At 63.5% G+C, this 14,205-nt stretch carries 16 protein-coding genes and 1 pseudogene; 7 read left to right on the top strand and 10 right to left on the bottom strand.

The window, feature by feature from the left end; translation table 11 throughout:
* Nucleotides 1–100: 100 nt before the first annotated feature.
* Complete coding sequence (locus tag AB4048_RS15185; RefSeq protein WP_442202800.1) at nt 101–1,141, bottom strand: zinc-dependent alcohol dehydrogenase family protein; 1,041 nt, start codon at nt 1,139–1,141, stop codon at nt 101–103.
* Between the two features lie 49 nt (nt 1,142–1,190).
* Nucleotides 1,191–1,727 carry a GNAT family N-acetyltransferase gene (locus AB4048_RS15180; RefSeq protein ID WP_442202799.1) on the bottom strand — a complete coding sequence of 179 codons (537 nt, stop codon included), beginning with the start codon at nt 1,725–1,727 and terminating at the stop codon, nt 1,191–1,193.
* Nucleotides 1,728–1,887: 160 nt separating this feature from the next.
* Here AB4048_RS15180 and AB4048_RS15175 point away from each other — a divergent pair, with 160 nt between their 5' ends.
* The 3 genes from AB4048_RS15175 (at nt 1,888) to AB4048_RS15165 (ending at nt 6,077) form a co-directional block, all read left to right on the top strand.
* Entirely contained in the window at nt 1,888–2,769 is an 882-nt protein-coding gene (locus AB4048_RS15175; protein WP_442202798.1) for a branched-chain amino acid aminotransferase, read from the top strand.
* 116 nt (nt 2,770–2,885) lie between these two features.
* Entirely contained in the window at nt 2,886–4,988 is a 2,103-nt protein-coding gene (locus AB4048_RS15170) for a catalase (RefSeq protein ID WP_442202797.1), read from the top strand.
* Nucleotides 4,989–5,150: 162 nt separating this feature from the next.
* Nucleotides 5,151–6,077, top strand: coding sequence for a bestrophin family protein (locus AB4048_RS15165; RefSeq protein ID WP_442202796.1), 927 nt, complete (start codon nt 5,151–5,153; stop codon nt 6,075–6,077).
* Between the two features lie 33 nt (nt 6,078–6,110).
* Here the strand turns inward: AB4048_RS15165 and AB4048_RS15160 are convergent, their stop codons facing one another.
* The 5 genes from AB4048_RS15160 to AB4048_RS15140 all read right to left on the bottom strand — a co-directional run bounded on the left by AB4048_RS15160 (nt 6,111) and on the right by AB4048_RS15140 (nt 9,690).
* Nucleotides 6,111–6,515 carry a type II toxin-antitoxin system VapC family toxin gene (locus tag AB4048_RS15160; protein WP_442202795.1) on the bottom strand — a complete coding sequence of 135 codons (405 nt, stop codon included), beginning with the start codon at nt 6,513–6,515 and terminating at the stop codon, nt 6,111–6,113.
* The gene (locus AB4048_RS15155; RefSeq protein ID WP_442202794.1) at nt 6,515–6,769 is read right to left on the bottom strand and encodes a type II toxin-antitoxin system VapB family antitoxin; all 255 of its coding nucleotides are present in this window, start codon (nt 6,767–6,769) and stop codon (nt 6,515–6,517) included. Before AB4048_RS15155 ends, AB4048_RS15160 begins: the two co-directional genes overlap by 1 nt.
* Before the next feature lie 62 nt (nt 6,770–6,831).
* Entirely contained in the window at nt 6,832–8,061 is a 1,230-nt protein-coding gene (locus tag AB4048_RS15150) for a multidrug efflux MFS transporter (protein ID WP_442202793.1), read from the bottom strand.
* Entirely contained in the window at nt 8,058–8,756 is a 699-nt protein-coding gene (locus AB4048_RS15145) for a YbhB/YbcL family Raf kinase inhibitor-like protein (protein WP_442202792.1), read from the bottom strand. The genes AB4048_RS15150 and AB4048_RS15145 overlap by 4 nt, the downstream gene beginning before the upstream one ends.
* 91 nt (nt 8,757–8,847) lie before the next feature.
* The gene (locus AB4048_RS15140; RefSeq protein ID WP_442202791.1) at nt 8,848–9,690 is read right to left on the bottom strand and encodes an AraC family transcriptional regulator; all 843 of its coding nucleotides are present in this window, start codon (nt 9,688–9,690) and stop codon (nt 8,848–8,850) included.
* A gap of 159 nt (nt 9,691–9,849) precedes the next feature.
* Between AB4048_RS15140 and AB4048_RS15135 the strand changes: the two genes are divergently transcribed.
* From AB4048_RS15135 to AB4048_RS15125, 3 genes are all read left to right on the top strand, one after another.
* Complete coding sequence (locus AB4048_RS15135; RefSeq protein ID WP_442202790.1) at nt 9,850–10,185, top strand: nuclear transport factor 2 family protein; 336 nt, start codon at nt 9,850–9,852, stop codon at nt 10,183–10,185.
* Between the two features lie 281 nt (nt 10,186–10,466).
* Nucleotides 10,467–11,069, top strand: coding sequence for a superoxide dismutase (locus tag AB4048_RS15130; RefSeq protein ID WP_442202789.1), 603 nt, complete (start codon nt 10,467–10,469; stop codon nt 11,067–11,069).
* 122 nt (nt 11,070–11,191) lie between these two features.
* A complete protein-coding gene (locus AB4048_RS15125) occupies nt 11,192–12,055 on the top strand; it encodes a metallophosphoesterase (protein WP_442202788.1) in 864 nt (287 codons plus the stop codon).
* Here AB4048_RS15125 and AB4048_RS15120 read toward each other — a convergent pair whose 3' ends face one another.
* On the bottom strand, nt 12,056–12,637 hold the full coding sequence (locus AB4048_RS15120; protein ID WP_442202787.1) for a glycosyltransferase 87 family protein: 582 nt from the start codon (nt 12,635–12,637) through the stop codon (nt 12,056–12,058).
* Here AB4048_RS15120 and AB4048_RS15115 point away from each other — a divergent pair.
* Nucleotides 12,615–12,827 (top strand): hypothetical protein, encoded by a 213-nt coding sequence (locus AB4048_RS15115; protein ID WP_442202923.1) that lies wholly within the window; start codon nt 12,615–12,617, stop codon nt 12,825–12,827. The two genes, AB4048_RS15120 and AB4048_RS15115, sit on opposite strands and share 23 nt — an antisense overlap.
* Here AB4048_RS15115 and AB4048_RS15110 read toward each other — a convergent pair.
* Together AB4048_RS15110 and AB4048_RS15105 are read right to left on the bottom strand one after the other, a co-directional pair.
* Nucleotides 12,726–13,028 (bottom strand): annotated as a pseudogene (locus AB4048_RS15110) (glycosyltransferase 87 family protein); the annotation flags it as partial. The gene AB4048_RS15115 and the pseudogene AB4048_RS15110 overlap by 102 nt on opposite strands.
* Nucleotides 13,029–13,411: 383 nt before the next feature.
* Nucleotides 13,412–14,119, bottom strand: a complete 708-nt coding sequence (locus AB4048_RS15105; protein WP_442202786.1) for a helix-turn-helix transcriptional regulator — start codon at nt 14,117–14,119, stop codon at nt 13,412–13,414.
* Between the last annotated feature and the right edge of the window lie 86 nt (nt 14,120–14,205).

Here is a 14,205-nt window from a genome sequence, read left to right as displayed (position 1 = left end):
TTTTGTTTGAACGCCAGGTTTCGGCGTTCTCTCCTGTCTGCTGTTCCGAGATAGGTCGCCAAACGCTTTCCTCCACCCCATGAGTGCTGCTCCGGGCTGGTCAAAAGCGGGTGATGACGCTTATCCCGGTGCCTTCGGCCCTATCGAGCGTCATCAGTGCGGGGACAGCCTCTTCAAGGCTGATGCGGCGGCCGATGAGTTTTTGCGGGGCGATCTTGCCGGCCGACAGCATGGCGAGCATGGCATCGTAGCGCCAGGCCTGCATGCCGTGGCTGCCGTAGATTTCGAGTTCGTGGCCGATCACCTGCGCCATCGGGATCTGCGGCGTGGCGTAGTCGTCGACCATCAGGCCGACCTGCACGTGGCGGCCGCGCCGGCGCAGGTTCTTGATGGAGTTGAAGCAGGTCGTGGGGTGGCCGAGCGCGTCGATCGAGACGTGCGCGCCGCCCTTGCTGATCTCGCGCACCGCCTCCGTGACGTCGGCGACGGCAGAGGCGTTGACGGTTGCGACCGCGCCGCACTCGCGCGCGAAGGCGAGCTTCTCCTCGGAGATGTCGATGGCGATCGGATTGGCGCCGAGGGCGGCGGCGATCATGATCGCGGAGAGGCCGACGCCGCCTGAGCCATGGACCGCGATCCATTCGCCCGGGCGGGTGCGCGCCTGGTCGACGACGGCGCGAAAGGAGGTGGCGAAGCGGCAGCCGAGGCTTGCCGCCGTCGCATCGTCGATGCTGTCAGGCAGGTGCACGAGATTGGTATCGGCATAGTCGATCGCGACATACTCGGCGAAGGATCCCCAATGGGTAAAGCCGGGCTGAAACTGGTTGGGGCAAACCTGTTGGTTGCCGGAATGGCATTCGCCGCAGTGCCCGCAGCCCGAGACGAACGGCACGGTGACGCGGTCGCCGACCTTGAAGCGCATGACGCCGCGGCCCTTGGCCACGACCTTGCCCGCGAGCTCGTGACCCGGCACATGCGGCAGGTGGATGTCGCTGTCATGGCCCATCCAGCCGTGCCAGTCGCTTCGGCAAAGGCCGGTCGCGCCGACGGCGATGACGACGGCGTCTTCGCCGGGCGTCGGATCGGGCAGGGTGCGGATGTCAGGAGCCTTCTCGAAGGCGTCGTAAATCATGGCTTTCATAGTCTGGGCCTCTGTCCTTAATTGTTCCGACTATCGCATGCGCTCGCCGCTACGTCTCTGCCTCAGGGTGGGCGATCCGGCGCGCCATCATGATTTCGTCGATCTCGCGGCCCTCATAGAGAAGACCAGCGGGAATACGCCCGATCTCGACAAAGCCGTGGCGCGCGTAAAATCGGATGGCCGCCGGATTGTCAGCGCTTGCATCAAGCTCCAGTTGGCGGATGCCAGCCGCGCGGGCGTGGGCCACGACGGCGGCCAGCAGCGCGTCCGCGAGGCCGGCAGCGCGTTCGCTTGCCCGCAGATAGACCATGATCAGTGTGCCTCGATGCGCCGCCTTGCTGGCGCGTTGACGCATCAGTCCCATGATGCCGACCGGCTTGCCGGCTCGGAACGCCACGAATACGGCATTGTCGATCAGGAACCGGCGCCAGTCGTTGTCGGTCATGCTTTCCCAATCCGCCGCGGTGCTGGCGAAGGCGGCGGGTTCGGCATTGAGCGCTTCCAGACGGATCGCCTTGAATGCTTCGACGTCGTCCGGCTCAAGCAGCCGCACCGGCTTTTGATCCCGGTCATTGGCATCGCCCATCGATACTCGTCCTGTCGCAGGGTTGAATGTTGACGCTAGCGCGACATTGCACGTCTATCCAGGATGGAGCCGCATGACATTTTTTGATGTAAGCATTCATCCCAATTCTGCTTTTCCCGGCTATGGGAAAGCGACGCATGAATATTGAAAGGAGACGGCGATGGCTGTCGATACAAACCCGCGCTCGACCACCTGGACCTTTGTCGATGGAGAATGGCTTTCCGGCAACCCGCCGCTGATCGGTCCGACCTCGCATGCCATGTGGCTCGGCTCCACCGTCTTCGATGGCGCTCGCTGGTTCGACGGCCTTTCGCCCGATCTCGACCTTCACAGCCAGCGCGTCAACCGCTCGGCGCTCGCCATGGGCCTGAAGCCGACAAAGACGGCCGAGGAAATTGCAGGCCTGGCGCTCGAGGGCGTGAAAAAGTTCGACGGCAAGACGCCGATCTACATCAAGCCGATGTACTGGGGCGAGCATGGCGGGCCGGCAAGCGTCGTCTCCGTCGATCCGGAAAGCACGCGCTTCGCGCTCTGCCTCTTCGAAGCGCCGATGGGCAGCCACGGCGGCTCGCGGCTGACGGTCTCGCCCTTCCGCCGCCCGACGCCGGAAAGCGCCATGACCGAGGCCAAGGCCGGCTGCCTCTACCCGAACAACGGCCGCATGATCGTCGAGGCGCGCTCACGCGGCTTCGACAACGCGCTTGCCCTCGACATGAACGGCAATGTTGCCGAAACCGCCACCTCGAACGTCTTCATGGTCAAGGACGGCGTCGTCTTCACGCCGGTTGCCAACCGCACCTTCCTTGCCGGTCTGACGCGCTCGCGCATCATCGGCCTACTCCGCGATGGCGGCCACGACGTGCGCGAGGCGACGTTGACGGTCGCGGACTTCATGGGCGCCGACGAAATCTTCACCACCGGCAATTATTCGAAGGTGGTGAGCATCGCCCATCTCGATGGCCGCGACTTCCAGGAAGGCCCGGTCGCCCGCGGGGCGCTGGAACTCTACATGGATTGGGCGCGCTCCGGCTCCCGCCCATAGCCGCACCGTGGCGAGGCACCGGCATCGGTGCCTCGATATCCTTTCCGAGGACTACGGAACCATAGGCCGAAGCTGTCGTTTCATCCCGTAAGCGAAAAGCAAAAAGGGAGGGACGCATGTCTAACGACACCCCATTTGACACCGATCGGGGCAGCGGCGGTGAAACGCACCAGCGCGTGCCGGAAGACGGTTCGCACACCCACGGCGATACCGCGCATCTGACGACCAATCAGGGCATCCGTGTTTCAGACAACCAGAACAGCTTGAAGTCAGGCACGCGCGGGCCGACGCTTCTCGAAGATTTCGTACTGCGCGAGAAGATCTTTCATTTCGACCACGAGCGCATTCCCGAGCGCATCGTCCATGCCCGAGGATCGGCCGCGCATGGCTATTTCGAGCTCTACGAGTCTCTCTCCGACATCACGCGCGCCGACCTTTTCCAGCGTGCCAAAGAGAAGACGCCGGTCTTCGTGCGCTTCTCCACCGTCGCCGGCGGCGCCGGCTCGGTCGACACCCCGCGCGACGTGCGCGGCTTTGCCGTGAAGTTCTATACCAAGGAAGGCAACTGGGATCTCGTCGGCAACAACATCCCGGTGTTCTTCATCCAGGACGCCATCAAGTTTCCCGATCTCGTGCATGCGGTGAAAATGGAGGCCGACCGCGCCTTCCCCCAGGCCGGCAGCGCCCACGACACATTCTGGGACTGGGCATCGCTGATGCCGGAGACGACCCACATGCTGATGTGGGCGATGTCTGACCGTACCATCCCGCGTTCGCTGCGCATGATAGAGGGTTTCGGCATCCATACGTTCAGGCTCGTCAACGCCGAGGGAAAATCCAGCTTCGTCAAATTCCACTGGAAGCCGAAGCTCGGACTGCAATCCACCGTCTGGGACGAGGCGCTGAAGCTGCAGGCAGCCGACAACGATTATCATCGGCGCGACCTCTGGGAGGCGATCGAGAGCGGCAACTTCCCGGAATGGGAACTCGGCCTGCAAATCTTCGACCAAGCCTTTGCCGATGGGCTGCCCTATGACGTGCTCGATCCCACCAAGCTTATCCCGGAGGAGGTTATTCCCGTCCGAAAGGTCGGCCGCTTGGTACTCGACCGTAACCCGGACAATTTCTTCGCCGAGACCGAGCAGGTGGCCTACTGTCCGGCAAACATCGTGCCCGGCGTCGACTTCACCAACGATCCGCTGCTGCAGGGGCGCCTCTTCAGCTATCTCGACACGCAGAAATCGCGGCTGGGAACGGCGAATTTTCATCAGATTCCCATCAACGCCGCGAAATGTCCGGTCATGAATTTCCAGCGCGACGGACAGATGCAGATGAATGTGCCGACCGGCCGGGCGAACTACGAGCCCAACAGTCTTGCCGCGCACGGCGAGGAGGGCGGGCCGCGCGAATGCCCGGTCACAGGTTTCACGACCGCCGAAGGTCGGCTGGAGAACGAGGAGCAAGGGGAAAAGCTGCGGGTGCGCGCCGAACTCTTTGCCGATCACTACAGCCACGCGCGTCTGTTCTGGAAATCGCAGACACCGGAAGAGCAGGCGCACATCGCCTCGTCCTTCGTCTTCGAGCTTTCCAAGGTGGGGCTGAAACAGGTGCCGCCGCGCATGGTCGCCAACCTGATCAACGTCGATGGCGATCTTGCGAGCCGCGTCGCAAACGGGCTCGGTATCCAGCTGCCGCAAAAATCGCCGGCGGCGCGTGCGCCGATCGACATGGAGCCTTCGCCGGCGCTTTCGATTCACAAGAACATGAAAGAGACGCTGGACGGACGCAAGATCGGCATCCTGATCGCCGACGGTAGCGACGCTTCAGCGCTCGCAGCGCTGCGCAAGGCGATCGAGGGCGCGGGGGCCGCAAGCTTCGTCGTCGCGCCGAAAGTCGGCGGCGTAAAACTCTCCGACGGCAAGACGACGCAGGCGGACGGACAGTTGCTGGGCTCGCCCTCGCAACTCTTCGACGCCGTCGCCGTCCTGCTTTCCGACGAGGGTGCCGCCACGCTCGCCAAGGAGGGCGCGGCGATCCAGTGGGTGATGGACGCCTACGGCCATCTGAAAGCGATAGGCTCCAACCCGGCGGCCAAACCGCTGATCGACAGGGCAGGGATCGCGCCGGACGACGGCACCACGGGGCTCGACGATGCCTTCCTGAAAGCCGCCGCCAAGCGCTTCTGGGCTCGCGAGCCGAATGTGCGGATGCTGGCCTGAGAGGAAAGCGATGACCAAAATCCGCGCACCACCGAGGTGGTGCGCGGCATGCATGCCGCCCAAGCGACCCCGCCGCGCTCAAGGGTCGGCCGGTCGCGGCTGAACGCGATCGGCGCGGAAAACGCGCTTTTGTCGGGACGATCGCTCTGCTAGAGCCATTCCATGATCATCCGTCCGCGGCCCGGTATCTTCGAGCTTTTCTTCATCCTGCGCGGCTCCATCATCCAGCGGGTATTTCCGCAGATCCTGGCAATCGGCGCGCTGTCGGCGCTGGTGGTCGCCCTCCACGCGTTTCGGCCGGGGCTGCTGCCGGATTTCAGCAACGCGCCGTTCGCCCTGATCGGCATCGCGCTTTCCATCTTCCTCGGCTTCCGCAACAACGCCTGCTACGACCGCTGGTGGGAGGCGCGCAAGCAATGGGGGCAGGTCATATTTACGACCCGCCAGGTTGCGCGCCAGCTCCTGGTCGTCGAGCACGGCAACAGCGAGAACGGTGAGGCGGAGCGGCGGCGGCTGGTGCGGCTGGTCATCGCCTTCACTCACGCGCTGGTGCCGCATCTGCGCCCCGGCGAAAGCCGCGACGCGGCGGAGGCCTTCATGCCGGCCGAGCTGGTCGAGCACTATCGCACCAGCCGCAACGGGCCGGACCGTCTACTGACCGCGATCGAACGCGAAATCGTGGGTCTTCGCGAAAGAGGCGTGCTTGCCGATATTCCCTTCAGCCTGCTCGACCGCAGCATTGGCGATCTCGCGGCGGCGCAGGCGGCCTGTGAGCGCATCCGCTCCACGCCCGTGCCCTTCGGCTACACGCTGCTCCTGCATCGCACGGCCTACCTTTTCTGCCTGTTGCTGCCCTTTGCCTTGGCCAACGCCATGGGCTGGCTGACGCCGCTGGCCGCCGCCCTCGTCGCCTACGCCTTCTTCGGCCTCGACGCTCTGGGTGACGAGCTGGAAGTGCCGTTCGGCAACCAATCGAACGCCGTGCCTATCAAGGCGCTGGCCGACAGCGTCGAGATCAATCTGCGCGAGGCGCTCGGAGAGACCGATCTTCCCGAGCTTCCGGCACCGCGCGACTATCTGTTGATGTAGGGTGATGAAGCGGGGGTGCGTTTTTACGACGCGCTATGGCAGCGTCTTCAAGTCCGTGCCGCGTAGCTGCTGATCCAACGTTAACAATGGTTGGCCCAGAACCTTGGCGTGCGCATAGTGAAAGCAGTCAAAATTGCTGAGGTATCGGCGGCCGATACCGTGTCTTTCGGCAACCGCCACTGCGTTGGCCAGCACCTCGCGGGGCGACTGCGGTTCCTGCAATGCAATCTGCCGCGCTTCGAGCCATTCGACGACGGCGCCCTCCGCATCGCTGTATTTGCAGTTGAGTTGATCCGGTCGGGACAGGACGATGATGGCTTCCCAGGCGGCCAGTGACGAGGTGAAGGGAGCCTCGGCTTGAATGAGGGCCGCTTCGTAAGCATCGGCGGTCTCTTCTCCCGCCATCATCGACACGATCGCGCATGCGTCGACGAACATTATTCGCCACCGGTCAGATCATGGTCCAGATCATGATAGGCGTCCGGCGGAACGGCCTTTCGGTTGCGCTGGAAGACGAGGCCGCGCTTTTCCAGAATGCGCCGCGCGGTCTCCCTTGGCGCTTCCTGGCGGATGCGCCTTTGGATCGCCTCGCGAAGGGCGATGATAACGGCATCCGTCTTGGTGTTGCCGCTCATCTCGGCCAGCTTCCGAGCCAGGGCATCGGCTTCGTCGTTTCGAATGCTCAAGGTCATGCGTATGGCTCCACTTGTATGGCTTAGCATACACGGTTGCATGTCTCGTCGCAAACCTGGGTTCAGGGCGCCTCCTGCTTCGGTCGCGACGCCCAGCAGAACGCGGCGCCTGCAGCCAGCAGCACGGCGGTGCCGAGGAAGACGGCTCGCATGCCGATATGGCCCCCGACGAAGCCGCCGATGACGGGGCCTGCGACCTGCCCGACATATTGCGACGAGATCGAAAGGCCGAGGATGCCGCCGGCTGCGGCATCCGGGACGTTGTGGCGGATGACGGCCGTGATGCAGGGCAGGAGGCCGCCGAGCGCCAAACCCATCAGAAAGCGCAGTGCGATCAGCTGCCAAGGTGCGGTGACGAAGGCCTGCGGAATGAGGAGCACGGCGGCGACCGCCATGGCCGTCATGATCACCCGCCAGTGGCCGATGCGGTCGGCGAGCTTGCCGAGCCGCGAGGCCGACAGCACCGCGCCGAGCGCGGTCACCGACATCACGATGCCGGAAATCATCGTCACCTGCGCCTGGTTGTCGGTGAGCTGCGCTACATAGACGGTGATGATCGGCTCGATCGACATGTTGGCGAGCATCAACAGCATGCCGGTGATCAGCATCGCCACCACCGGACGCGTGTCGGGGATCGACTTCCAGCCGCCGCCGGCCTTTGCCGCTTTGCTGCGCGCCGGCGACTTTTCTTCCTTGATCAGGAACGTGGTCGCGAGAAATGCGATGAAAATGAAGCCGCCGGCAAGCAGGAAGGTATTGCGGATGCCGACGATCGGCGGCAGTGCGCCGCCGATCAGCGGCCCGACCAGATTGCCCGCCATGATGCCGGCCGACAGCGTGCCGAGCGCCCAGGCCGAGCGGGCCTTCGGCGTCTGGGTGGCGACGAGCACCATGGAGCCGGAGGAATAGCCGCCGGCAAGCCCGGTCAGCAGGCGCAGCGCCACGAGTTGCCAGACGCTGCCGGCCATGCCCATCAGCGAAATCACGATCGCCATGCCGAGGCTGGCGCGAACCAGCATCAGCTTGCGGCCATAGATATCGCCGATGCGCCCCCAGAGCGGGGCGACCAGTGCGGCGGCGAAGAAGGTGGCGCCATAGGCGATGCCCGACCATTGGACGATTGCGGCCCTGTCGCTCAAGCCGAGTTCCTCGATGTAGAGCGGCAGGAAGGGAAGCAGCAGCGTCATCGCCACGATGGTGGTAAACGAGCCGCCGAGGCAGACGAGCAGATTGCGCATCCAGTAGGCGGTTTCGGGCTCGGTCGCTGCTGCGTCCCATTTCGTGTCGGTCATTGTCCGGTCTTCTCGTTGGTCGTGTAGGTCAATTCCGTGGTTCCCTCGGCCAGAACATGCCCCTTGGCGGCGGCGGTGAAATCGGCGCGCGTGAAGGTCTCCGGCAGATCCAGTCTTTCGACGTCGAGGGCAGAGACGGTCACGCGGTAGCGATGCGGGCGCAGGTCGTTCCAGGGCGGGCAGGCCCCTCTATAGCCGCCATGGGGGCCGTCCTTCAAGAAGGCGGCAAAGCCGTTCTGCCCGCGTCGGCCATGGTCGGTGATGTCAAGCGCAAGGCCGCCCTTCGGCAGACCATCGCCATCCGCGCCCTCGGCAAGCGCGGTGAGGCCGGCCGGAACGTCCGCCAGAATCCAATGGACGAATTCCATGCGCGGCTGGTCGTCGCCGATGGTGGTGCCTTCCCTGTCGATGAGCGACAGATCGGTCGGCACATCAGGATCGACCATGGTCAGCGCATAGGAACGGGTGCCCTTCGGGCCCTTCGACCAGGTGATTGCCGGGCTGAGGTTCGGGGCAGGGGCGTCGCGGGCCGCCGCCGTCACCATGCAGGAAGCATTCGCCGCCGGCAGCCGCCCGCCCGGTTCGCCCTTTGCGAACGCGACCTTGATATCGGCCGCCAAGGCCGGTTCCGCGCAAAGCGCGAGCGTTGCTGCCAAGGCCGCCATGCTTTTGAAAATCCGTCTGTTTTTGGTCATCAATTTCGCCTCCGTCTTGCGATGGCGGGCACACTATCAGCGCGACGGAGACGGGTTTGCGCGCAAACGCTCAAAATGAAGCCTGAAACGCTCAGGTGCCGGATGCGGCCTCGGCTTGCTCGCGATGCTCGCGGAGACGTTCGGCGAAACGCCGGGTGGAGCGATAGCCCGAGGCCAGCGACGCTTCCCGCAGCGTCAGGCCGTCGGCGGCAAGCATGGTCTCCGCCAGCCTGGCGCGCTCCGCACCCAGCGTTGCCCGAAGCGACGTGCCTTCCCGCGCAAGCCTGCGTCTGAGCGTCGCGTTGCTGGTCCCGAGCGCATCGGCGATGAGATCGGCGGTCCAGGCGCGGCCCGGCTCCCAGCGGACGAGCGCGCGCACGCCATCCGCCGTGGTCCGCGGCTGGACGGGCAGGGCTCCCTTCAGCCCCAGCACCATCAGCACTTCCATGACGCGATGTTCGATGAGGGTTGCCGGCAGATTGCCGGTGGCGATGCCTTCGCCGGCGTGATGGATCGCTCCCGCCAGCACCGGATCGAGCCCAAGGTCAAGCCGCGTTTCGTCAAGGCGCGGCGGGAAGGCGTTGGCAGTGCGGCTTACCAGTTCGTCCGGGAAGTCCATGAAGATCGCGCGATAGACGCCGCTCTTCGGATCAGGATCGTTGACGACGTCGCCACGCCAGCCCGCCGGCAAGGCCAGCACGGTGCCGGCCGTAAAGCGCAGATGCCGACCCATGGTAACCAGCTCCTTGGCGCCCTCGACGATGGCGACGATAGAGAGGCGCGAAAAGGCGCAGCCGGCGATGCGCTCGCGCTCGCGGGTAACGAAGGTGAAAAGCCCGGATGCGCCGCGGCGCTCTTCGATCGGTGCGGCGGGGCGATTGTCTTTCGCCGCCAGACGGCGCAGGCGCTCCAGTATCTGTTGTGCCTCGGGCATGCCTATTTCTTCCAAGGGGTTGGGACGGCCGCACTCTGGACCAAGGCGTTCCCCATGCCAAGCCGGGATGGGGCGAGGATTTGCTCGGATGACGCAGATGTGTCATAACCGATTGCAAAGTGCAATCGGTGGCCTTGATCCCAAGACAAAGGAGCCCACATGACCGATCACCGCCTCGACACCGTCCGCCGTCTCTTTGCCGCCTATCTTGCTCAGCGGCCCGATCTCGTCGCCCCGATGCTGACTGACGGGTTCACATTTTCCAGTCCGCGCGACGACCATATCGACCGCGCCACCTATTTCGAACGCTGCTGGCCGAAGGAAAAGGTGTTCCGGGAGATCCACATCGAGCATCTGATCGCCGACGGCGACACCGTGATTGTCGGCTACCGCGCCGAAAAGCTCGACGGCGGCAGCTTTCGCAACGTCGAACTCATGCGCTTCGCGGCCGACAGGATCGCCGCGGTCGACGTCTATTTCGGCCGCGGCCTTTGAGCCGCGCGGTCACGCTTGGGCGTCGTCTTCGTCCTTCGGAGCGGTTGAGAGCGGCATGCGCGCGATCGACAAAACCATAGCGCGTTCGTCGCTAGTTCGAGACAACCTGCCTTGCTGGTTTCGAAGCACTTTTATGTGAGCCCATAGATAACGGAAATTGAAGACTAATTTTGCTTTGGACAGCCGATTTTTGGTATTTCGGCGGTTGCCTAAGACTGGTTCCCCTCCTATGTTCCCGCTCAACCGCTAAGCGCGACCATTGCCAACGAGGAGATACGATCATGGCTTTCGAATTGCCCGCACTTCCCTACGATTACGATGCCCTTGCTCCCTTCATGTCGCGCGAAACGCTCGAATTCCATCACGACAAGCACCACAAGGCTTACGTCGACAACGGCAACAAGCTGGCTGCCGAAGCGGGCCTTTCCGATCTGTCGCTGGAAGACGTCGTGAAGAAGTCTTTCGGCACCAATGCCGGCCTCTTCAACAATGCCGCCCAGCACTACAACCACGTTCACTTCTGGAAGTGGATGAAGAAGGGCGGCGGCGGCAACAAGCTGCCCGGCAAGCTCGAAACTGCCTTCAATTCCGACCTAGGCGGCTACGACAAGTTCAAGGCAGACTTTGCCAATGCCGGCGCGACCCAGTTCGGCTCCGGCTGGGCCTGGGTTTCGGTGAAGAACGGCAAGCTCGAAATTTCCAAGACTCCGAACGGCGAAAACCCGCTCGTGCACGGCGCAACCCCGATCCTCGGCGTCGACGTCTGGGAACACTCCTATTACATCGACTATCGCAACGCCCGCCCGAAGTACCTCGAAGCCTTCGTCGACAGCCTGATCAACTGGGATTACGTGCTGGAACGCTACGAGGCCGCAACGAAGTAATCTCGCGGCTCTGCGAATAGCAGAAATGCTCCAGACTTTTTTGCACCCGGTGCCAACAGGCGCCGGGTGTTTTCGTGGCGCCCGTCATGCCGCCGTCACAGGCGCCGATTACGGATGCCGGCATGACGTCACCTTCCTCTCTTCCCCTTTTTCGCTTCGGCGTCGTCGCCGACCCGCAATATGCGGCAATCGAGCCCATCCCGGCGCTCGACCGCTATCCCGCCTTGAGCCTCGACAAGCTTGGCGAAGCGATCGCCGAATTCAACCGCCACGATCTTGCCTTCGTGGTGACGCTCGGGGACGTCATCGACGGGATCTGGGAGAGTTTCGACGCGATCCTGCCGGTCTATGAAACGCTGAGGCACCAGCACCACATCCTGCTCGGCAATCACGATTTTGCCGTTGTGCCCGAACGCCTCGGCTCGGTCGTTTCAAGGCTCGGGATGCCCGCCGCTAACTACGACGTCGTCCACGCCGGTCACCGCTTCATCCTGCTGAACGGCAATGCCGTCAGCGTGCACGCTTATCCCGCAGGCGATCCGCGTCGTCGGGAGGCTGAGGATTGGCTCGCCCGCATGCGTGCCGAAGGGGCGGCGAACGGAGAAACGTGGAATGCGGCGATCGGCGAGGAGCAGCTGGCCTGGCTTTCCCGCCGGCTCGATGCGGCGAAGCTCGAAGGCGAGCGGGTGATCGTCATGAACCACTATCCCGTCTATCCGCCCGGCAATCACAGCGGCTGGGATAGCGAGCGGATCGTCGAACTGCTTTCCCGCCACGACCACGTTGCAGCCTACATGAACGGCCACGACCACGCCGGCAAATACGGCTTCACCGGCGGCACCCATTACCTGAATTTCAAGGGCATGGTCGATACGGCCGATACCAACGCCTACGCCCTCGTCGCCGTCTTTCCCGACCGCCTGCAAGTCACGGGCTTCGGTCGCGAGGAGAGCCGGACGTTGATGTTGGAGAGCCTGACCAGGTAGCTAGGCGGTAACCGTGCTTCCGCCGCGATGCGAAACTGAAAGGCGCAGCCACGCAGCCACGATAACGAGCGGCGAGATCGGCAGGCCGTAAACCCCGAGAACGAAAATGACAGCCGGCAGTGCCGCAACGGCGGTTATCAGCGTCAAGTCCGCCAAGGCAAGCCGGCTCTGCGAGGCTTCGCGCCCCTTCCGTATCGACTGAACCTGCAAGGCCATGACGCTGGTCAGCGTCAGCAAGTCGTAGCTCAACGAATAGGGTCCGATCAGGAACATCGCAAACAGTGTGCTGGCGGCGCGTGATTCATTCGTTCGGAGCCTTGCCATAGTCCAGAGATAGAGTCCGAGCGCCGGCACGGCCAGCGCCATGTGCACCGTAAGGGCGGCGTGAGCCTCGATGCCGAGGCTGCGCAGAGAGCCGAACGGCGAAGGCATCATGTAGAGGAAACCGCCTGTCGCGTAGAACATGACCGAGCCTTGGTAAGGCAGGGTGTTCGCGATATAGCCGAGCCAGCTGTCGAGGCCGAACAGAAAGGCGGAGAGCCCGACCGCTATCGCCGTCGTGGCGGCTGCCGAAGCGATCACCCAGCCAGCGCCGTTCAAAGCAGAGAAGGACAGGCAGGAGAAATCCAAGCTGGGGCTTGATGGTGAGAAGTCCGATCGCGATGCCGGCAAGTACCGGCCGCCGTTCCCGCAGGCCGAGGCCGTAGAGCAGCAGCGCGGCGGTCAGAAAGCCGTTCTGCATCAAAATGAGATTGCAGAGAATCCCCGGTAGCACCAGAAGGGCGGTCAGCCAGGTTATGCTCTGGCGCCCCGCCGTCCACAGAGCGTGCAAGAAGAGCAGGAAGGTGACCGACGGAAAAACCACCGCCGCCGGCAGATAGCTAAGGAAACCAAGCGGCGTGATCAACAGCAGGTAATGCGGCGGATAGCTCCAACTGCGCCAGCCGTAGTCGGAACCGAAGGTCTCCTGCATGTGAGCGAAATACGTGAAGTGGCCTTGGAAAAGGTCGAGAGCTTTTTCTTCGAGAACGAGCCGGGCGGCAAGCCAGTAGTTGGCAAAGTCTGAATTCGTCCAATAACGCGGCAGCGGATCCGGCGATTTGAGCGCCGTCGTCAACCCAAATGCGGTGGCAAGGATCGCCGCGATCAAAAGCAGCAGCGCCGCCGCTTCAAAATGCCGCCTCTGCTGAGGAAATTTCAGGCTCATCTGCTTTGGTTCGAAACAGTGGTGTTAGGCGCACAAGCGTGCGTGTATCTCAATATTAAGCCACTTTAAGATGAATAAAGGTTTAATCGGGCCGTGAATGCGTTTTCCCAAGTGTTGTTTCTACACGGGAACGCATTGCCATTGAAAGCCTACCCGAGCGCATAGCCACCGGGCGCATTGGCTGCCCAGCTGCTGACCCACAGGCCGCGCAATCCTTCGCCTTCGCCCTTGAAGAACGTTTCCGTCGCGGCGCAAGCCTCGATGCGATCGCTGCGGAAATTGCGGATTGCCTGGCGCAGATCGCACCAGGCGACGAGGTTGGCGTTTTCGGAATAGTAGATCAGGGCGATCGGCCGGATGGTGCGCCTCGTCTGGCGGCCTGCGTCGTCGCGATAGGCGATATCGAGCTTTTCCTCGTCGCGGATCGCGCGGCGGACGAGCGCGAGGTCGGCGGCGGCGGGCGGTTGTGCGGGCGTGCCCCAGGCGTAGAGCGCCCTCTTGTTCAGCGCCTGGCGCAGCGGCGGCGGCACGGCGCCGGAGATCTTTTCCCCGACGCGCACGGCCGCCTCCTTCAGCTCCCTGTCGCCGGTGCGCTCCAGGAGCGCCAAGGACAGGACGATCGCCTCCACTTCCTCGATCGAAAACATCAGCGGCGGCATGTCGAAGCCGGGCCGCAGGATATAGCCGATGCCGCGCCCGCCCTCGATCGGCACGCGCATGGCCTGCAGCGCGACGATATCGCGGTAGATGGAGCGCACCGTGACTTCCAGCCGCTCGGCGGTGACAGCCGCCGTCACCGGCTTGTCGGAAAGCCTGAGGATCTGGATGATTTCGAACAGTCGCGAGGCCTTGCGCATCTCTTCTCCAAAAGCGGGGACGTCTTTTCCCGTGTCGCGCCCCCGTCACTCAACGCTCCTGACAATACGCTGTCAGTTGGATGGCA

This window comes from Rhizobium sp. RAF56 (assembly GCF_052113965.1).
In the GTDB taxonomy this organism is placed as follows: domain Bacteria; phylum Pseudomonadota; class Alphaproteobacteria; order Rhizobiales; family Rhizobiaceae; genus Rhizobium.
Note: the sequence above shows the minus strand (reverse complement) of the source record. Positions and strands in the feature narration are given on the sequence as shown.